The sequence below is a fragment of the Carboxylicivirga agarovorans genome, assembly GCF_050589845.1.
Classification (GTDB): Bacteria; Bacteroidota; Bacteroidia; order Bacteroidales; family Marinilabiliaceae; genus Carboxylicivirga; species Carboxylicivirga agarovorans.
This window is the reverse complement of sequence record NZ_JBNGPA010000003.1, coordinates 260,976-281,049: the sequence shown is the minus strand read 5'-3', so window position 1 is coordinate 281,049 and position 20,074 is coordinate 260,976. Positions and strand designations below refer to the sequence as shown.

The 20,074-nt window shown below is 34.0% G+C and carries 24 protein-coding genes; 8 read left to right on the top strand and 16 right to left on the bottom strand.

Annotation, left to right across the window (positions count from 1 at the left end):
* Position 1: 1 nt before the first annotated feature.
* From ACRD69_RS05120 to ACRD69_RS05095, 6 genes are all read right to left on the bottom strand, one after another.
* Positions 2–469, bottom strand: a complete 468-nt coding sequence (locus tag ACRD69_RS05120) for a hypothetical protein (RefSeq protein WP_430813994.1) — start codon at positions 467–469, stop codon at positions 2–4.
* 9 nt (positions 470–478) lie between these two features.
* Positions 479–1,054, bottom strand: coding sequence for a Panacea domain-containing protein (locus tag ACRD69_RS05115; RefSeq protein WP_430813993.1), 576 nt, complete (start codon positions 1,052–1,054; stop codon positions 479–481).
* A 629-nt stretch (positions 1,055–1,683) separates the two neighbouring features.
* Entirely contained in the window at positions 1,684–1,941 is a 258-nt protein-coding gene (locus tag ACRD69_RS05110; RefSeq protein WP_430813992.1) for a hypothetical protein, read from the bottom strand.
* Positions 1,942–2,014: 73 nt separating this feature from the next.
* On the bottom strand, positions 2,015–2,629 hold the full coding sequence (locus ACRD69_RS05105) for a hypothetical protein (protein WP_430813991.1): 615 nt from the start codon (positions 2,627–2,629) through the stop codon (positions 2,015–2,017).
* Positions 2,630–2,788: 159 nt separating this feature from the next.
* Positions 2,789–3,694, bottom strand: a complete 906-nt coding sequence (locus ACRD69_RS05100; RefSeq protein WP_430813990.1) for an SHOCT domain-containing protein — start codon at positions 3,692–3,694, stop codon at positions 2,789–2,791.
* Between the two features lie 11 nt (positions 3,695–3,705).
* Positions 3,706–4,125, bottom strand: a complete 420-nt coding sequence (locus tag ACRD69_RS05095) for a hypothetical protein (protein WP_430813989.1) — start codon at positions 4,123–4,125, stop codon at positions 3,706–3,708.
* Between the two features lie 315 nt (positions 4,126–4,440).
* On the opposite strand from ACRD69_RS05095, the gene ACRD69_RS05090 reads away from it, so the two are divergent.
* The 3 genes from ACRD69_RS05090 (at position 4,441) to ACRD69_RS05080 (ending at position 7,212) form a co-directional block, all read left to right on the top strand.
* Positions 4,441–5,202, top strand: coding sequence for a metallophosphoesterase (locus ACRD69_RS05090; protein WP_430813988.1), 762 nt, complete (start codon positions 4,441–4,443; stop codon positions 5,200–5,202).
* Positions 5,203–5,794: 592 nt separating this feature from the next.
* Complete coding sequence (locus tag ACRD69_RS05085) at positions 5,795–6,823, top strand: thioredoxin fold domain-containing protein (protein WP_430813987.1); 1,029 nt, start codon at positions 5,795–5,797, stop codon at positions 6,821–6,823.
* A gap of 17 nt (positions 6,824–6,840) precedes the next feature.
* A complete protein-coding gene (locus tag ACRD69_RS05080; RefSeq protein WP_430813986.1) occupies positions 6,841–7,212 on the top strand; it encodes a hypothetical protein in 372 nt (123 codons plus the stop codon).
* A gap of 289 nt (positions 7,213–7,501) precedes the next feature.
* On the opposite strand, the gene ACRD69_RS05075 is transcribed toward ACRD69_RS05080, so the two are convergent.
* From ACRD69_RS05075 to ACRD69_RS05060, 4 genes are all read right to left on the bottom strand, one after another.
* Positions 7,502–7,846 carry a plasmid mobilization protein gene (locus ACRD69_RS05075; RefSeq protein ID WP_430813985.1) on the bottom strand — a complete coding sequence of 115 codons (345 nt, stop codon included), beginning with the start codon at positions 7,844–7,846 and terminating at the stop codon, positions 7,502–7,504.
* 284 nt (positions 7,847–8,130) lie between these two features.
* The gene (locus tag ACRD69_RS05070) at positions 8,131–8,841 is read right to left on the bottom strand and encodes a P-loop NTPase family protein (protein WP_430813984.1); all 711 of its coding nucleotides are present in this window, start codon (positions 8,839–8,841) and stop codon (positions 8,131–8,133) included.
* Entirely contained in the window at positions 8,819–9,307 is a 489-nt protein-coding gene (locus ACRD69_RS05065; protein WP_430813983.1) for a hypothetical protein, read from the bottom strand. Before ACRD69_RS05065 ends, ACRD69_RS05070 begins: the two co-directional genes overlap by 23 nt.
* A 276-nt stretch (positions 9,308–9,583) precedes the next feature.
* Positions 9,584–9,880, bottom strand: coding sequence for a helix-turn-helix domain-containing protein (locus ACRD69_RS05060; protein ID WP_430813982.1), 297 nt, complete (start codon positions 9,878–9,880; stop codon positions 9,584–9,586).
* A 131-nt stretch (positions 9,881–10,011) separates the two neighbouring features.
* Between ACRD69_RS05060 and ACRD69_RS05055 the strand changes: the two genes are divergently transcribed.
* Positions 10,012–10,665, top strand: a complete 654-nt coding sequence (locus ACRD69_RS05055) for a helix-turn-helix domain-containing protein (RefSeq protein ID WP_430813981.1) — start codon at positions 10,012–10,014, stop codon at positions 10,663–10,665.
* An 18-nt stretch (positions 10,666–10,683) separates the two neighbouring features.
* Here ACRD69_RS05055 and ACRD69_RS05050 read toward each other — a convergent pair whose 3' ends face one another.
* The 4 genes from ACRD69_RS05050 to ACRD69_RS05035 all read right to left on the bottom strand — a co-directional run bounded on the left by ACRD69_RS05050 (position 10,684) and on the right by ACRD69_RS05035 (position 15,025).
* Positions 10,684–11,907 carry a site-specific integrase gene (locus ACRD69_RS05050; protein WP_430813980.1) on the bottom strand — a complete coding sequence of 408 codons (1,224 nt, stop codon included), beginning with the start codon at positions 11,905–11,907 and terminating at the stop codon, positions 10,684–10,686.
* A gap of 296 nt (positions 11,908–12,203) precedes the next feature.
* On the bottom strand, positions 12,204–12,557 hold the full coding sequence (locus tag ACRD69_RS05045; RefSeq protein ID WP_430813979.1) for a hypothetical protein: 354 nt from the start codon (positions 12,555–12,557) through the stop codon (positions 12,204–12,206).
* Positions 12,558–12,616: 59 nt separating this feature from the next.
* On the bottom strand, positions 12,617–13,687 hold the full coding sequence (locus ACRD69_RS05040; protein WP_430813978.1) for a hypothetical protein: 1,071 nt from the start codon (positions 13,685–13,687) through the stop codon (positions 12,617–12,619).
* 3 nt (positions 13,688–13,690) lie between these two features.
* Positions 13,691–15,025, bottom strand: a complete 1,335-nt coding sequence (locus ACRD69_RS05035) for a DNA cytosine methyltransferase (protein ID WP_430813977.1) — start codon at positions 15,023–15,025, stop codon at positions 13,691–13,693.
* A gap of 181 nt (positions 15,026–15,206) precedes the next feature.
* Here ACRD69_RS05035 and ACRD69_RS05030 point away from each other — a divergent pair, with 181 nt between their 5' ends.
* Positions 15,207–15,638: a very short patch repair endonuclease gene (locus ACRD69_RS05030; RefSeq protein WP_430813976.1), complete on the top strand. Its 432-nt coding sequence runs from the start codon at positions 15,207–15,209 to the stop codon at positions 15,636–15,638.
* 120 nt (positions 15,639–15,758) lie between these two features.
* Entirely contained in the window at positions 15,759–16,274 is a 516-nt protein-coding gene (locus ACRD69_RS05025; protein WP_430813975.1) for a hypothetical protein, read from the top strand.
* Between the two features lie 67 nt (positions 16,275–16,341).
* On the opposite strand, the gene ACRD69_RS05020 is transcribed toward ACRD69_RS05025, so the two are convergent.
* Complete coding sequence (locus ACRD69_RS05020; RefSeq protein WP_430813974.1) at positions 16,342–16,506, bottom strand: hypothetical protein; 165 nt, start codon at positions 16,504–16,506, stop codon at positions 16,342–16,344.
* Between the two features lie 8 nt (positions 16,507–16,514).
* A complete protein-coding gene (locus ACRD69_RS05015) occupies positions 16,515–16,919 on the bottom strand; it encodes a site-specific integrase (RefSeq protein WP_430813973.1) in 405 nt (134 codons plus the stop codon).
* A 552-nt stretch (positions 16,920–17,471) separates the two neighbouring features.
* Here ACRD69_RS05015 and ACRD69_RS05010 point away from each other — a divergent pair.
* Positions 17,472–19,244: a polysaccharide lyase 6 family protein gene (locus ACRD69_RS05010; protein WP_430813972.1), complete on the top strand. Its 1,773-nt coding sequence runs from the start codon at positions 17,472–17,474 to the stop codon at positions 19,242–19,244.
* Between the two features lie 15 nt (positions 19,245–19,259).
* Positions 19,260–19,967 (top strand): FadR/GntR family transcriptional regulator, encoded by a 708-nt coding sequence (locus ACRD69_RS05005; RefSeq protein WP_430813971.1) that lies wholly within the window; start codon positions 19,260–19,262, stop codon positions 19,965–19,967.
* The last annotated feature ends 107 nt before the right edge of the window (positions 19,968–20,074 follow it).

Below are 20,074 nucleotides of genomic sequence, written 5' to 3'. Positions count from 1 at the left end.
ATTATTCTTCTTGGTCTGAGCCATATATATCCTTTAGATACTCCTCCAGAATAAGCTTAACCCTTTTATTTACCTGGTCTCCTTTATAGGCGCAATAAACTAATTCGTTGTATTCTCCTTCTGCCAATGTATCTACAAGTTTAGCCTGGTTAGTTTCAATGTATTTCTTTGATATAAGCTCAGCTTTTATTGGAGTGAGTTGGCTAAAGTACACAAATGTATTTTTGGGAAAAGCAAAGCCATTTACTCCAATTACTTTCTTTGCCGGAAAATGATAACAGTGTTTGTTTTCTGTGTGGATACAGCCGCAAACAATATCCTTATCGTTTACATATACCTGAGATGAAGTTAGATTAATGACTACATAGTCATTACCACGATTACATATTACAATAAGAAATTTGTCTTTTGACGAACCATCTCTAAACTCAAAATTATCTATGTGTAGGATATTTCCAGATGAAAGCATTAAAACCGTTTATAAGGAAGCATAAAATTCAAGATTTTCTAAAGCATTGTTGAAAATCTCAGTTTTTTCAGCATCGCCCTCGATTTTAGTTTTAAAATCGATACTGTAAGGTGTTGTATTGACTTCTTCAAATAAAACTTCCTCACCACCTTTCGAGTCTACAATTGTTTTCCACAAACCACCTTCTTCATGAGTGATTTGAACGAGGTCATCGCTCGACATCCTTCCAAACTCCTTTAGTACGGCATCTATAAGATTTAATTCTGCTTCTGAGAAATCAATGTCATCAAATTCCTTAACAGCAACAATTCTTGTTCCTAATTCATCTTTAACAGGATTGATATACTCAAGATATTCATGGCCATCAAATCTGATATCTTGGTAGATAACAGGAGGAACAGGACCCAGTTGCCAGACTTTATAATCGAGCCAGCTAATAGGGTATCCATACTTTTCGATTGATGTTTCATCAATGATAAAAAGCAACTTTAAAAGCTTCGTGTGATAAACAACTCCTAAATCAGAAGTAATCTTCACCAAAAGATTACCAACTTTTTCTTTATTTAATCGAGTTCCTAAGCACATACTAGAGACTTTTTAAGTATTCTGATGAGTTCTTTAAAATGATATATGCTGTTTAAAATGAGCTGCAAAAGTATTACAATTTTCAATAAATCTAAAAAAAAACTTTGATTCTCGAAATTACAAGCAATTATTGTTCCATCAATTAATCTTATTTTTTGATAACAGTGTTCTCTAAGAATGGTTTTATTAATTCTCTTTAATTTAATAATTTACGAAAAAATAAGTGTTTTTTCAAGTGGTTATTCTAAAGGCATATCAAAAGAACTACACTCTTTTTACTGCCATATTCACCTCATAAATACGTAAGTCACCACATTAGGAAGGGCTTCCCTGGCATCAATAGGTTGCGTTTATTTATAAACCATTTATTGTACCTTTTATACACTCCATTGGCAGTTGAATTATCAGTCGGAAAAGGAGTAAGTATGTTTGAATACAAATATGATTGTATACTATCATATTTTCATATTAGTATGATTGCATACTTGCATCTTTTCATACTTGCATACTATCATACTTTGATGATTGTATGATTTCATCTTTGCATACTAGTATGATTGCATATTAAGATGATTGTATATTTTCATATTAGAATGCTGTAGATCAATAGTGTTTGTGTGATAGTACGCCTAATCTAATGCCAACTTAGCCATTCTATTCACCTCATAAATTCGCAAGTCATTCACATTAGAAAGGGCTTCTCTGGCATCAATACGGTTGCGTTTATTTCTAAACCATTTATTGTATCGTTCTATTGCGCACCATTTGCAACGGCATCTGAGTGAATGGTTTTTGCTAAGGGCATTTGTTGAAGCATATTTCCAATCAAATGCGTCCCAAAGCTTCATGCGTTTCTTGGCGTAGTCTCTGTCTTTTTGTGTTCTCATATTGCTTAGGTTGTACAGTGCTATAATTCAATAAAATTTGGGTTAGATTAGTGAATCGGTTTCGTTAAGTTCATTATTTATTTGCTAGATACTTCATGTGTAATTCATCAATTGCTTCAAATATTTCATTGAAACTCCAATCTTTTTTATTCAGTATAACCCTAAGTTCACTTCTAAATCCAGACCCTTCGAGATTGTTTTTTTTATTTGACTCTTTAAGTTCACCCTTGGTGTCCAGGTAAAGATCCAGTGCATCTTGGAAGTCCTTCTCCAATTCTTCCAATGTTTTGCCCTCATAAGATACTAGATCCGGCTCGACTCCTTTAACCTGACCATAGTATAGTCCATCTGTGTCATTCCAATCAACAGCTCCGGTAAAGCCTCTATGCTTTAGAGTTAGATCAGGGATGGGGTAATGCTCCTCTTCGTATGCATGAACGATATCCGAAACTTTAATTAATTCCTGAAGCAATGGATCATCATTTGGTGTATCATTACCAACCTGATTTGATTTTATAATTTCCTCCATGCGTTTTTCGGCTTTTTCGTATTCTTCTTTGGAGGGAACGTCTGCATTATCTTTAGGCCATTCACGTCCAGTATCTTCACCTGTATAAATCTCTTTATGAAGGTTTTCGTCATTAATGCCTTCCAAAAGTTCATTGAGTTTATGCTTTTTCTTTCTCATAGCAAGTGCTTTTAACTTATGATTCCATGCTCTATTCTGCCCAGAATATCAATAATCTTTTTGATGTCCGATTCTGAGGACAGTAGCTCAACAGGTTTTGAATAAAAAACTAAATGGGAGGCCGTTGCCTCCCGAAAACCAAAAAAGTTGGAGGGCAGGCTACCCTTCCAATATTTTCTTCTTTTGAGTATCAAATTCTTCCTGAGTGATTATTCCCTGATCCAATAAGTCTTTTAGCTTAAGGAGCTCATCAGCAACCGAGTTGGGTTTATCTATTGCAACGCCCTTATCTTCAAGTACAATATAAAACACATTGTCTTTATTGATGAGCTGTTTACACACTCCTTTTACTTCAACTAATGAACCTTTAGAAGTAAAAATATTAGCATCCGAATCGGTGTATTTTGTCACAAAGAAATTCGAGTTATCGAAAGAGAAGTTTTTTGATTGGCCTTCGACTACATAAACTAAGGTTTCTTTGTATTGCTTCCTTGTTGAACTTTCATCAATATTTGCAAACACTAAATCCCAATTGATTTCTTTATCTTTTAAATAGCGTTCAAACCAACGTTTACCCGCTAATTCTGTCGCATTCTGATAAAAGAAACTGTGTGTTTCCAGACTTGTGTAGAAATCATCGATTGTCTTGTTGAAGTTGTCTTTATTCTCTTTCACACTTGCCACGCCCATAGCCATGTAGGCGTGCATCGTGCGCTCAGATTTTGATTGAGACGTTCCATAAGCTTTCCATGGCTCATCACCAATTTTTGTCTGTATATCTACCATTTCAACATGCAGCAAATTGTCGCTATAAGTGAATATCCACTTACATCGTTTCTTTGAAATACCTGAGGAATAGTACTGCCAGGTTGATTTTAACCTTTGGTCGGCAAAGCTCCATGATTCAACAGGAACTTTATTAAAATCAAGTTGAACTTTTACTGCTGGCCACACATTCTCAGATGTAAAACCTGCAACCGGCGCATAGGCCACTTTGTCCTTTTTTGCAAATAAATTGATTGCTAAAAGAAGACATATACTGGTTATTAATGCTCTCTTTGTCATTGTTTAATTTTTTATACGTGAAGTTTATTTAAATACGAAATCTCCTGTTTTTCAATACAATATTTGGACTCCATCATTTCGTTAATTAGCAGATCGTCATAATACATCTCTTTTGCGTAAGAGTTAATACTAGAGCGAAGAGACTGCCTGCAAACTGGACAAAACGGCTGTCGATCATCAGTTTCGTGACCAATGCAAATCCATGAAACAACTTTACATGAAGGACAAATGCACTCATGATGTTGTAAAGGAGTAAAATATTGCATCAACATACTGGGCTCAACTGTCTTCACCTCATATTTATTGAGTAGCTGTTGTGTGGAAAAAAAATCTGGAGAATAATAGTCTTCAATCATCTGCCGAAACTGAGCATCTGAAAGGTGTGCAAAGACTGGATTTCTTGGTATATCTACCTCTGGGTACTTGGTCATAAACATTAGTTTTAATGTTATAGGCTCATGACCACCAAAAACAAGGTGGGTGTGAACCTCCACTATATTTAGCTGTAGAAGGTACGACCAAGCACCCAGCATACTAAATTAGCGAAAGGAACACACCCATATAGAGTGCGTTCACTTCCTGACTTCTCATGCTAAGATAAATTGGTCGTTTTTCTACAGAGAAGCGTCAGTAACGCAATTACTTTATTCTAATATGTCACTTCAAAAATAGTAATTCCGACACAACTTTTATCTTCATTTAGTTATTTTAGCATAAGTGAATGATAACCATTTATTTTTTCCCTTATGGTGGTCCAATATTGCTCTGACTTACATCTTGAGTTTGCTATAAACAGCTTATTCATGCAAGCGAATCCCATAAAGCCAGTTGGTGATATTCTGATTTTGGCCGGTGATATTACCAAATGGGGCAAAAAGCACTTTAAACATGCTTTTTTTGACTATGTATCTGAGCATTTCAAAGCCGTGTATTACGTTCCGGGTAATCATGAATTTTATTCAGGGAAAGATCTTCGCATATTAGACAAGCCGATCTACGAGGGCATAAGGGAGAATGTATTTCTTGTTAATAATCATGTTGTAACTATCGAAGATGGCGATTTTATCTTCAGCGTATTATGGTCCAACATTCCGGAAGCTATGTCGCTAAAAGTCGAAGATGGAATGGGCGATTTTCAACAAATCAAATACCGGGGCAAAAAGTTGAACCATAAAATTTTCAACCAACTTCATGAGAATAGTTTAGCATTTTTGAAGGAAGCAATTGAAGCTTCAATTGCAGCAAAAAAGGTTGTGGTAACCCACCATATTCCAACTCAATTATGTAATCCCGAACAATATAAAAACTCAAAAATCAATTCCGGTTTTGTATCTGAACAGCAATCTTTGATTGAAAACTGGGATGTTGATTATTGGATATATGGTCATCATCATGCCAACATGCCCGAAACCAATATCAATGGTACCAAACTAGTCACCAATCAATTAGGTTACGTCGATTTGGATGAACATCACGATTTCAGGCAAACAGCCACATTTAAGCTTTAGCATTATAGAGTTATACAATGACAGAATTATATCATTCAAGAATAATATAATTTTATAATTCTCGAATTCAATAATTATATAATTACAGAATTTTTGCATTACATAATTATAGAATGATATAATTCTATAATTTTAGAATTGTAAAATGATATAATTCTGAAACATTAAGCTCTGAAAAAGAAGAAATCAAATAAAGACTTTATTGGTGATAGGATCGTACTTAAGTTCTTATCGCCATTATTAGACTGGTTTGAAGTTCTATATAGCTTTGTTCAACCTGATTATTCCGAAAAGAAACTCCTTTTGAATGGTAAAGACAATTGTCACTGTGGTAGTGGAAAACAATATAATACATGCTGTTTTCAAAGTGATAAGTCGGCAGGATTAAAGTGTTTCAAAATAACAAGGACTAACAATCGGTCTGGAAAGAGTAAAATCAAGTATGATTTTGTCACTAATGTATTGAGTAACAATACGACATTTAAAAAAGGAGATATTAATCCTTTAAATAAGAGTGGTAACTACATTGAATCTAATATTAGTGAAGGTTACTTCGATGCCGGTACGTCTGATTAAAACCCAACAAATGAATATGAAAATACTACTTACAATTATAAGCTTCTTATTTATCAGCTATGCCTATGGACAGAACAAGCAGGAATATAAACAACTATTGAAAAAAGAGTTGTCTCTACAGCATATTATGGAAGACCCTGAAGAGTTTAACCGCAATTTAAAAACAATTATATACCACACCCTTGACAGTATCGATTATCAGATACTCTGTGGCCCGGCCGGTAATAATGCCTCACTGCTGGCTCTCGGTGCGCTTAAGAACAGTGCTAATTCCAATAGTGCTTCTGAAGATTACATTACAGAGAAGATCACTTATCAGAAACTTCTTGAGCAATTGATGCAAGTCAGGGAAATGGAAGATTATCCAAAAATCAGGGAGGTCGTAATTGCCAAAAACCAATTAGAAAAAAGATATGCTTCTCAGTCAGACTGGCCGAATGATAAAAATCTGTTCCTTAAGATGGGATTTAATGAACAACAAACCAATGAGATTTATGAATTGGTGATTGAGCATGAAGGATTGCCATATATTGAGCTACTAGGAAGTTATGTGCAGAGTCTGAAGCAGGAAAAAGAAGAAGCCAAAGCCAAAAAAACGAGAAATGACAAGACGAAGGAGTTCTTTTACCTTCATGGAATCAAGATTTATAAGGACTATCAGGCAGGAATTAGGGAAGCAGAAGAAGCCAACAGACCTGTTTTACTTTACTTCACAGGCTTTGCATGTGTGAATGGAAGAAAAATGGAGGATAGCCTGTTTATGAATGATGAAATTGCGAAACACATCAATGATAACCTGGTATTAATAAGTTTATACGTTGACGATCGGTCCAGATTGGAAGAGAGTGAAATAAGATATTCGGAAACGCTTGGCCGGGAAATGAAAATTAAAGGACATGTATACCAGGAAATGCAAGTAAAGGAGTTCAATGCTAATGGTCAGCCTTTTTTAGTTCTTTTAAATACAAATAAGGAAGAGGTTTCAAGGATCGGTTATACAAAAAGTGTTGATGATTTTAAGGCATTTTTGGGTATTAAAAACTGATTTAACCTCACATAATTATGGATCATAGAGCATTTACAACACTCATCGACTATCTGGAAAAGGTTCCAGCTATTAGGAAGCCAATCTCTTTTGGAGATAATGACGGCCATTGGTGGCTTAAGTTTTCTTTGAATATTGATCATAAGCTAGCCTGGAATGTAGTTCAGGAATTTGGACACGTTATAAATTATCTATCTCTGAATGAAAGGTTACCAACCGTTTTTTATCCTGTATCACCACCTCCTTATATGAACGGAGGACCGTTTGATTTTCTTTCTTGGGTCATTGAGACGAAGGATAAAGACTTTAAACCAGGAACTTTGATGAAATGGCTTGAAGGACGATTACCAAGGCCCGTTGATGATTTGGAACAGTGGGGCGAAGAATAAATCTCTAATTAGCGGACTTGCAAATTGATTAAAGGTCCATTGTCATTTGAACTTGGGTGAGTTTCTGAAAATAGTTAAACTACAGAGTTCTCTACTAATCATTTGATGTACTTAAAACACTAAAGCCATACTACCTTTTCAATAAGATAGTATGGCAATAGTTGGCGTAGATTTTATGCTAATACTATAATTTTTACCACTCAAAAAGCTAATTTTTGCCTGATAGCTTCTAGTGTTAATTATACTTTTCCTTTTCAGGATAGAAATCTACACCATTTGGTTTTCCCAATCATTTTATATGTTTTTTTAAAGCATCCAAATGTTTTCTCATAATAGTCTTTAAGTCATCGAATTCATGAATTAGAGAATTCTTAGTCTCTTTATGAAAGATGTTAGCGTGGGCATTATTGATTACTCTCGCAATTTGATTGATATTATTACCAATTTTTCCAATTTGATAGTAAGTATCTAATTCGATTGTTGGAATCATAGGTTTAATCTTATTCTTTAGGGATATGTCTTTTAAATATTTAGATCTATTGAGTCCGGCAGCCTCGGCATTCTTATTTATTTGTTCCAATTCCTTCTCAGTAACCCAAAAAGTAACCAGTTTATCAGACTTTCTTTTCTTCATTATTTAGAGTTCTTATAGAATAAACTTAAAAAAAATATCCAACCGAAGGGCTGGTAATTACTCCATCGGAGGGGCAAGGGGGAGTTTATGTATACTCGACAGAGTGTATATACACTTCCATACCTTGCTCCTCTATTTATTTGAACCCTAACAATCGGCATCAAATGCGAAATTTCACAGTTCTTTTTATTCCCTTATGCCTTTAGTTGTTCGATGTTTATTCCCCCCAAAAGGCATAAGGGAGAAAAATATTTAATAGATAACGATCATGCGTAGGGGATATCCTATTTTCTTCGATCAAAACCAGGGTATTTTACCACATTGACCATCTCCCTGAGTCTACTTAGAACTCTTTCTCCATAATAAGACTGGATTTGTTCTGAACTTAGATTTGTAGTTATTATCGTCCTCATGTTTTTTGCCATAAAGAGATCATACCTTTTTAGAAGTATTTCTTTTAATACATTAACCTTGCATCCATAATGTGAACTATACTGCTCTTCAGCACCTAAATCATCATAGCATATTGACAGCGGATAATCCTTATTATTGATGCCATTTTGCCGCATATAAGACTTGACAGTATGTTGTTCTATTATTTCGTAACCACTTTTGGAGTATAGGCCACTTAAATCATTCGCTTTGTAAATTTCGAAGCTTTGAAAATGTTCCGTTGCTTTATCAAGTTCGCTGGAAAAATACTTTAGCTTTGGTATGTTACTATATAATCTATTGTAGTGTTTAAGTACATCGTAAAACACTTGGAGCATTACACTTTTTCCAACTCCTACGTTTCCGAGTACTAAAAGTCCCTTGTTAAGTCTATAACTTGGCTGTAAGGATTCAAAGTACTGATCCTTGAAAAAATACCTGTAGACACGATCGTATACCTTTACATCTATATCGTTTAAATAAAAACCTGGAACAATATCATTTCCGTACTTATAGATCAATTCTATAACATTTTTTGGTTTAAAAGTCTGTGTATAATTCATCGTCATTTTTATTTTTTTGAGAATTGACGCCATTAACCTTTTTCTCTTCTTTAGCATTCTTAACATTCTTGTTTGGTGTCGCGTCCGTTGTGTTGGTGTTTTGATTCTTAAATATTGATGTTTCATCTGTGTTTCGCTGACCTTGGTAAGTGTCATAATTACAGATCGTTAAACGTGTCGTTTTGGGGAGTCCTTCTATTTCAATCATGTTCTGGTTTTTCAATAGTTCGAAAAAACGATTAACCTTTGATTTTGTCCAATTAAAATCTTTAGCATAAGTCTTTAATGATCTAATTGATTGGCCCCTTTTGCAGACATATACTTTATTTCCAATTGGAACTTCGTTGTCTTTGTGATTCACACATAACAAAAGGTGGATCCATGCTTCACGCTTCGTAAAAGGTTCATTGCCATTATATAACCAGTGTTCCATAAAATTTCGATGTAATTTTATCCAACCTTCCATAGTTTAATGGTCAAAATGGAAGTATTTCCAGGTTGTTGTGAATAATATGCCTCTTCTATAATTCGATTTTTCTTATTTAGGTGGACTGCCTCTAACGGAGGTAAATTGGAGATGTTAATCATGTAACTTCTGGTTGATGGCAAATTATTAGGCATGTTGAATGCTATTATGCTTGAATTGCTTCAACATTTAACTAACTTTGCCGTACGTTATTAATTAAATTATTCTTGGTGGGTGGGGACCCACCTTTTTTTTGTATAGAAGGTGTTGCGCTGATTATTTTTTGAGCGCTTCTATTATTTCACTTCTTAATAAATACTTGTTCCGACCAACGGAGTACTGTTTGAACTTGCCTCGCCTAATTTCCTTGTAAAGAGTAGGTAATGAGATGCCTATGATTTTGCAAGCTTCTAATTGGCTGACTCTTTCTTTTGGAAGCGAGTTTTTCCTATTTTCCTTATTGTCATTTAGAACTCGTGAATCAAAACCGTTTTCTCTAAAGAGGATTTGTAATTCTTTCCGAATGATTTTGGTGATCTCCTTAGATGATGATGAAATGATTATTTCTGCCATATTTTTTATTTTTAGTAATTCATGAATGCAATGCAATTATAGATTGTTTTATAAATAGTTTAGTTATCTTTAGTTAAGTTTCTAAACATCAATCTGTTGTTTAGAATGTTCTAAATAAAACAAAAGTTATAATGCCAAAAAATAACATAGGTCAAAGGATTAAAAAAGAGAGGATTAGGAAGGGGTTAACTCAAGAGGAAGTTGCGAAAGAAATAGGGATAAGTCAGGTTGGATATGGGAAAATTGAACGTGGAGAAACTGATAAAATTTCACTTAAAGTAGCTAAACAGATATCAGAAAAGCTTGAATTGAATTATATGGATTTTTTCGGTGTTGAAGATTACGTTAGAATTCAAGAGGAAGATAGGATTATGGCAAAAGAGTATTTCCTTGATAATTTTATGGAAAACCTTGATTTCATAAGGCTATCTGTTTTTCAATTACTAGGCGCTTTTGCAAGTAATCCTAAAATAAAACCATTGCCATCTAATTCATTATTTGGATCGACTGGATACCAAGATGACAAAAATGCTTTAATTGAATTTAAATGGACTTTACTAAAAAAATCTGGAGTTTTTAGCGAAGATGATCTTGCTCAATTTTTGGATTCGGAAGAAGGTTATGTATTCCCTGAACTTAAGGATTGGTTTGAAAACAATAGATTTGACCTAACAAAGGCTTCCATAATCATACCAGAAGACCAATATAAAAAATTAGGTTTCTATGGCATATTTAATGATTGTACTCCAGCAGAATTATTCGGGAAGCCTATCAAGAAAAAGTAATATTGATTATTTAGTCTTCTAAAGGTTATTCCAAGCATTGAGGAGTTTTTCTTTTTTAAAATCATCTGCAATCTTTAAGTATTTATCAAATGTGGCATCCTTTTTATGCCCAGTTATTGATTTTATGATTTTAACATCTAATCCCATCATAAAGCCGATTGTAATAAATGTTTTTCTGGCAGTGTGAACAGTTATTAATTGATGTTTGGGAAATACTGCTTCAGAAATCTTATTTCTTCGATAGCTAATTTTAACTGTAGGTGCATTAATTTCAGCTAATTCACAACACTCTTTTATATAATCATTGAGCTTCTGATTTGAGATTATTGGTAAAGGGCGGAAGCTTTCATTATTATATTTATTTAATATTTCTAAAGCCTGCGGTAGCAAAGGGATCGAATCGTATTCAGTTGTTTTCTTGATGTTTTTTTGTATAATATCTCCTTTAATGTGTGCTCTATTAAGAGTTTTCATATCAGAATACCTCAATCCGGTTAAGCAACTGAAACAATACAAATCTCTGGCTTTATCAAGCCTGCCTTCCTCTATTTTTAGGTTGTAAAGTGCCTTAAACTCATCAGGTGTCAAACAAATCACATTCTTGTTTTTTTCAGAGAACGAGAACTCTTTGTAGGCATCATTGCCATGGTACTTTTGTTTCTTGGCCCATTTCATGAAGGACTTAAACTTGGCTACATAGGATGCAAAAGCATTGTCTTCTAGGTCTAATTCTTCAAATGCAAAATCGTATAAGTTGTCAAAAAACTGAAGGTTAATATCAGAATATTGCAACTCCACAGAAAAATGATCGGCATATTTTTTTATAAAGTTCCTGGCAGTTTTTCTTCCTCTTAAAGTATTATAAGCTTTATTCTTCTCTGTATATATCAAGAATTCCTCATAAGCAACGTCAAAAGATTTTTTTTCCGGATCAATATTGAAAAGGGTATTTTTTACTTCAATGCGATTAGGAGCATTCTTGTATATCCTAAATCGTTCAAATCGAGAACAATCTTTAGAAAGTCTGTCAAGAAAAGAGTTGATTTCTTCGTGTCTGTTGTATGGTTCATTTTCTCGATTCTTTTTAACTCTCTGCTTTGAGTAATTCCAGTATCTTTCTTTGATCTTTTCAATCTGAAACGGATAGTTTTTAGATTTGATTGTTATTTGAGCGTATATTGGCACATGCCCTTTTTTATCAGTTCTGTTTTTTGCAATATAAAACGAGATATTGTACGTCATAAAATTGATAGTTTTTTGATAGCGATTGTTGTCAAAACTACCTAAAGATGACTTAAGCAAACAAACAAAAAAAGCACTAAAGTACTGATAGACTAAAGTATACTAAAGTTGACTAAATCTCACTAAAATAATTAATATCCCGGCTCTGGGTACGATTCAAAATCGTAACCAACAAAAAGCCTGATACGTTAAGTGTCAGGCTTTTTTGATTTTTGGTGTTAGTGAATTGATAGCGAAATGGGGATTCCCCTATTTAGCGATTTTCTTTTCTGATATTATTTTCAGAATTAATAGGCCTATTTTTGGGCTTTATATTCATCAATTTCATGATGGAATTTCCCTTCCCATGGTACAGTATAACTATCCCAGATATCTGGTTTATTATGTTGTTCTTTCATTTGAGCCATTACCAATGTTTCACCATTACTACGTAAATTTATTAATCCATAATGAATACCTGACTTACTCGTAGCACGTGCTATCTCAGTTGAAAAGAATAGGGGGTGATTTCCTCTAGTATGTTTACAGGATGCTCCTACAGCATCAGACATTGGGTGGTCAATATGACCGTTATTTCCATAAAAAGTATAAATGAATGATATTATAAAAAAAGCTCTGTCAACAAATGCAGTAATAGACAGAGCTTTCAAACTAATAAATGAAAATACGAAAGATTTCGAATTATTAGTTTTATGCGCATGTAAAAAGACTATGCTGAATCTAATTGATCTTTAAGCCAATTCCTAAAGTTGAAAGTCCCAAAATCATAAACTGTTGTTGCGCTACTTAGCATGCAATCCAACCATTCGTTTTTTAATTCATCTCGAGTTAAAAAATTACTTTTCCATATTTCATTGAATTGTTCAAGGCTTGTTGAATTGAATAAGGATGAAACAAGTTTAATATCATCAATTAAATTAGAAATAGCTTTCGGTAAGCGTTCTAGTTTAGTAGCACCAATTTGTCTATCCTCTTGTCCACCTGCACTGAATTCATCTCTAACGTTTGGACATATTATTCTCTTTTTGACAGAAAGCCACATGGTAAAGCGATCGTATTTTATTTTGTGTTTGTTACTTAAAGTTTCTGGGAAGAAAGTTCTCCCTTCAATTTTAAGTCTTTGACGCTCTTCTTTGGATAGAGTTTTCCATAACTTAAAAACAAGAGACTCCGGTTTGTATTCTTCGTTATCTAGCCACCATAGTTCTTGACCGTCGGTAAGTCGACTTCTATAGTAGTCCTTAAAATACTTTACAGGATTAGTGCTTTTTCGAATAGTATCATATGAAGCATCAACTCTATCGAATATTGTACCACCATTTTCAAGATCCATATCTACAGCATATCTAGGCGAATGTGTAACAATAACATCATATAGACATTCTTCATATGGTCTACACTTAAATTCTATGGGCTCATGTATCTTTCCAAAGAGCATGTAGATTTTTTGAATATCTTCAACTCTTGTACTCTCAAGGATACTATTGCCAGTAGTTCGCCAGTGATTTTGCTTTGTAGATTTTACTTCTACTCCAAAGAAATTATTTGCTATAATATCAGGAAATTTCTGTCCTGATATCAATTCGATTGTTCCTTCAAATGGGGTTCCACTCGCACTTGAGTTCATTACATCAAATACCTCCCCTTCAAGTTTGTTCCCTAGAAGTTTAATATATCTCTCAGTTTCTTTTTGAGAGTTATCTGCCAATGTTTTTACGGTAGTTTTTAAAAGCGATTCAAAGTCGGCATTGGTTACTTCTTTATTTACTGATATAACCATAATTTATATAAAATATTTATCCCATAACTTATCAATTCTTCTCGATAAATTATATGCCATAAGTGGGGGAACTGCATTACCAATAACTTTGTATGCCTGAGACGGACTTACCAAAAATTTTTTTCTGGGTTCATTAGATTTTATCACAAATTCAAAATCAGGAGGAAATGATTGAATTAAACCGCATTCTCTTACAGATAATCTCCGTTCAATTTTACCACTTTCGATTTCATTTCGGTATTTACCTCCATTAGCAATTGAAAGTCGCCTGAATTCAATATTGCCATGGTGCTCGGCCCTTATGGTTGGAGCTAATCCCATTAAGTTAACTTCTGTTTGTCCTTGGCAGTGTTTTCCCATAAATTTTGCCTTGGAATAAAACATTTGGGATAGATCATTTGATAGTTCAGGTTCTGGCAAGTCTTTCAATATTATGCTTAAAGGCACACGATTATCCTTTGAATGAGTTGGTTCTGGATATGGGTTGTAACTATCACTTACTTTTTTTTTCATTAATTGCTTTAGAGCTTCAGGTTTCAATTCTGACTTTTTTATACCAATAAAGATAACCCTTTCTCTAGATTGAGATACTCCATAGTCGGCTGAATGTAGTAATTGAGGCTCCAATACTATATAGCCATTACCATTAGCCGAAGAGAAATCTTTTTGTATAATTTCCTTAACGTCAGAAAGGTTTACCAATCCTTTAACATTTTCAGCAACGAAAACTTTTGGTTTTGTAATTTCAATTACCTTTTTCATCCAAAAGTATAGTTTACCTCTAGTTTCTTCTGTTGGTAAGTCTCCATTGATAACTTTTCCATCATGCTTACGATGGGAATGAAACCCATTTCTCTTGCCAGATATACTAAAATCTTGACATGGAAAACCTCCAGTAACAAGGTCAACATTTTCAGGAAATACTTTAATACCTAGTTCATGAAGTTTAACTAAGTTCACAATGCTTTCAGAGTGGAATGTTTCAGGTTTATATTTTCTAGTTGCAAAATTAGCTATCCAAGTATTTCTCGCATCCTTAAAAATGTCATTTGCGAAAATTGTTTTGAATCTTGTAGGCTTTAATTTGACGTAACAATCATCAAATTCACTATCTACAAACTCTTTGTACATCTTTTTTGAGATTGATTTTTTATTTGCTAAAAAACCACCTTCAAAGCCTAAATCCATGCCTCCGCATCCCGAGAATAACGATAAAACATTTAGTTGTTTTTTATCTGACTTTTTGTCAATGTATAGATTGTGATAGAATGACAACTGCTCTTTTACTTCTTTTAGCTTAGCTTCCCCTATTTCTAAATTATCGTATTCTATATTCATATATGCAAATATATATTACTTTTCAACCGTTAGCCTTTAAATTGATTGTCAATTGCAAATGTATTGAATTCTATAGCATTTTCATTCAAAAAGATGATTTAGTAATTTAGAATCTTGAATTTGAAAATCTTCATCTAATTACAATAACAAAAAGTAATCATTGGTAGTAAAAGAGTTGAAAATGATGGTTGATAATGTAAGTAAAGAAAGAAGAAGTGAGATCATGGGGGCAGTAAAATTCAAGGATACAAAGCCAGAGATGATTGTTAGGCGATTTCTTTATAAAGAAGGATTTCGATATCGACTTCATGTAAAGGAATTGCCAGGGAAACCTGATATTGTTCTTAGAAAATATAAAACCATCATTTTTGTTAATGGATGCTTTTGGCATGGGCACGAGAATTGTAAAATATATATGATGCCAAAATCCAACATAAGTTTCTGGTATGAGAAAATTACAAAAAACAAGGCTAGGGATAAGAAGAACATAGAAGAATTGAATAGGTTAAACTGGAGTGTAATTATCGTTTGGGAATGCCAGCTGAGAAAGAAAATGCAGAGAATCACCCTTAATCGAATAAGTAAGGTATTAAGGACTACTTATAGAAAGTAGAGATTTATGTTGTATACATTGCTCATAAAGCAATTTTGCTTTTAAACAAATTACTTCTGATGATAGTCAAAATAATAAATGTTATATCCTTAATGCAGTACGAAATTTAAAGAAGCCCTTATGAATAAAGATTTTTTAAAACAATTACCATTTTTTAAAAAAATTAAAATCCCCAAATATATTGAAGCAAGATTACAGGAATCAGCACTTAAGCATCTGGAGCTCTCAGATATGGGAAAGCTAAGAGATAGGATGGAAGGGCAATTGTACTATGATAGATTGAGGTGTGATATTTTTAGTGAATATGCATTTGAGAAAACTATTGGGCTAAGCAGCTTCAATTGGGTTCAAAGGGATAAGAAAAGATATAAGAGGAAGAAATATTTATTTAAAGGTAAGACGTTAAGTATAGTTGTATTGAATGGAGATAGTTTTCCAAGGGTTAGCGCAACACATGAAATAAATTATATTTTTGCATATGTCACACCTGAACAGAGTGTATTTATAAGTGGAGTTGCTAATAATTCAACAATTCGTATGCTTGCTGGAGAAAATGAAAATATAATTGAGATAAAGGATTTTTCAGCCTTAATTAGCTATACCAATTTGGAGTCATTTGTTAATGTTTTAGAATAAGTTAAGAGGAGTTTGAGTTTCTATACTCCACTTTAATGCAGTTTACACTCTTGTGCTTCCTTTAATTCTATACCTTATCCCAAGTATCTTCCATTACTTTATTCTTAAATGCATCAGTAATTTTTAAATATTTAGCAAGATGTTTTGGCCGTTTTGGTGCTCCCATTTCCTGCAATACCTGGAGGTTAGCTCCTAACATTAAGCTATTAGTAATAAACGTCTTTCTATCCATATGAAAGGTTATTGCTTTATAGAGTTGACAGCTTTTTCTGTGACCTTCTGTCTACTGACTTTTCGGATGATTACTTTGTGTTTAAATACCTGTCCTTCCTTAAAGTGCTCGTCAGATACAATTTCTTCAAGGCAATCCTTAATATAATCGTTAGCCTTCTGATAACTGATTTGCTTTAAGGTATATGGTTCACCTATATACTTATTAAGTATGGCTTTAGCGTGTTTATTGGGAGGAATCTTTACTTCTCTTTTTATTTTAATATTGTTTTTGTGTATTATCTCATTCTGAATATGCTCAGGTAATAGAGAGTGTGCATCACAATGCCTAAAGCCGGTAAATGCACCAAAACAGAACAAATAACGAGCTTGATCTAAGCGGGCGCAACTAAATTGATAATTGTTTAGAGTCATCAACTCATGCTAAACTGTGCTAAAATATTCAATATCCCGGCTCTGGGTACGATTCGAAATCGTAACCAACAAAAAGCCTGATACATTATGTGTCAGGCTTTTTTGTTTTTGTAAACTAATGGATTCATAGCGGAAATATACCTTCTACAGCAATCACTGTCAATGACAGTCTCATCAACTGGTCTCTACCTGGCTAAAGTTCGGGTTCTTTAAGTTCATTTATCACTTATTGAGTATAGCGCATTCTGAACCAAGAATCATTGCCATTTAGCTTACTTTCAATTGTGCTTTCGAACTGGTCAACCACTTTTAGTTCTTCATTTAGAATATTAATAATCTTTCTAAATAAGTAATGTAACGCTTGTTTTATAAGGCTAAGGCAGCATTATATCAATGATATACAGAAATAGTGAGAGGAAAAAAGTATGTTAAAATTTGTTTAGTAAAAATATAGTCCATAAATTGGTCTACCAGTTGGATGGTATGTCAGTTGTTTGGATGTCCAAATTAAAAGAGGAATCAGCCAATTGTGAATAAATGAGCTAACGTTTTATGAAAAGAGTTTTAAATAATAAGAAGAAGGGTGGAATAATGCGAAGAATTATCAATTCGACTATTATGCACCTGGTGTTGTTATTTATTGCATGGTCTTTTTCTGCCGGCATTTATGGCAAGAATTACCTTGTTAATTCCTCGTCAGAATTAAACTCAATTACCTCAGCTTTATTACCAGGTGATACTATTAAACTCGCATCGGGTACCTGGAACAATCAAGAATTACTATTTAAAGGTATCGGAACCATAAATCAGAATATTGTTTTAACGGTTGAAACGAAAAATGGCACAGTATTAACCGGAGCATCACAGCTTAAAATTTTTGGTGAATATTTAACAGTTGATGGTTTACGCTTTGAAAAAGGGTATCGTGATAATAATGCTGTGATAGAGTTTAGAAATAGTTCATCTGAAATATCCCACAATTGCCGATTAACGAATACAAGCATCATCGATTATAATCCTTCAGATTTGAATACCGATTATAAATGGGTGTCAGTTTATGGTACGAAAAACCGGATCGACCACTGTCATTTCGAAGGTAAAAACCACTCTGGAACAACATTGGTGGTTTGGATCACTGATGAACCGAATTATACACAAATTGATAATAACTATTTTGGTGCCCGACCTGATTTGGGCTATAATGGTGGTGAAACCATTCGTATCGGAACCAGCAGTAATAGCATGAAAGAGTCACGCGCCCTTGTTGAGTACAACTTGTTTGAAGAGTGTGATGGGGAGATTGAAATCATTTCTAATAAATCATGCTTTAATACCTATCGTTACAATACTTTTCGTAATAATAACGGCTGCCTGACCTTGCGCCATGGTAATGACTGCGACGTGTATGGAAACTATTTTATAGGTGAGGATAAAGCATCGGGAGGTGTTCGTATTATTGGCGAACGTCACAAAGTTTATAATAACTATTTCGAAAACTTAAAAGGTGACGACTACCGTTCGGCTCTTTGTTTGATGAATGGCGTGCCTGATTCACCGTTGAATCGCTATTTCCAGGTGAAAGATGCTGTTGTGGCTTTTAATACAATTGTTAATTGTAAAATGCCATTGATTATTGGAGCTGGAAAAGATAGTGAAAAGACATTGGCACCAACGGATTGTATAATCGCGAATAATGCGATAGATAAAACATCGGGAAGCAAAAATATTATTATTGAAGACGAACCGGCCAATATGCTTTGGGAAGGCAATGTGGTTAATGCTGATGCAAATGATGAACCAATAAGTACAGGTGTTACTTATCAGGATCCATCCTTAGAGCAATTGAGCTATATGTGGCGTCCTTCACCTGGCAGCATTTTACTAAACAATGCGGTTGGAAGTTATAGTTTTGTGGAGTTGGATTTGGAACAAAATCAGCGTTCAGCTACTAAAACGATTGGCTGCGATAACGGTGAAGTGAATGCCGAATGGTATCCATTAAGTAAAGAAGATGTGGGACCATACTCAGGACAGAATGAGGAAACAGGTATTGTCCGGGCTCAACAAGTTAAAGATATGGTGAAAGTATACCAACAGAATGGTCACTATTTCTTTCAGGTCAATAACATGGAATACTTGCCAATTTCATATCAGATAGTTGATATAAATGGCAAACTTTTACAGAAAGGCATATTACAAAATGAAGTCACTTTTAAAAATAACGGGAGTGGTGTATATTTGGCTTATTTCAGTTCAGGTAATAGGTTTGTTCAGTTGCATAAACTATTGACTACTGAAAGAACATTAACTAAAAAAGTGTGGTAATTATAAATATTGAGTATGGAATTATTAGAAAATTTCAAAACGATTGAAGTAGAAACACCAGTTGATAAGATTATTCGTCAGATAAGAGGATTAATAATTGGTGGTTATCTAAAGCCTGGTGACAAATTACCATCAGAACGCAAGTTATCTGAAAAACTTGGTGTAGGGCGGACATATATACGTGATGCGATTAAGAAACTGGAGTTCTTAGGAATCTTAAATACCCTGCCTCAAAGTGGGGTGGTGATCAATGGTGTTGATATTTCTGCCATGGAAGGTTTGCTCTCAAACGTTATGAAAATTGAGAAACCGGATTTCTTTTCATTGGTAGAAACACGGGTAATGATGGAGAAATATTCGGTACAACAGGCAGCCATGCGTCGTACCAATGAAGACCTTGAAAAACTGCAGTATGCACTGGAAGCATACGAAAAGAAAATAAAGACAGGGGTTCCTGCTGAAAATGAAGATTTTACATTCCATTTAAAAATTGCCGAAGCGGGCCATAATTCGGTGATTAAAACAATGATGTTAATTATTCTGCCAGATATCCTGAGTATTTATCGTCGTGACAATGTTTGTGATGATTCGAAGTTTGAAAAAACGATGAATGAGCATCACTTGATATTGGAAGCGATTAAAAATCAGGACTCTGCAGCAGCCGATCTTCATATGTCAGCACACTTAAAGGATGTTCTTGAATTCAGTAAATTAAAACTATAAACTATGTGATATGAGAAATAATTCAGGGTAAAAAAATAGTGCGCTTGCACGCACTATTAACGCAATACAATTGTTATTTCTGGCTTAAATACAACTTGGTAACGTGG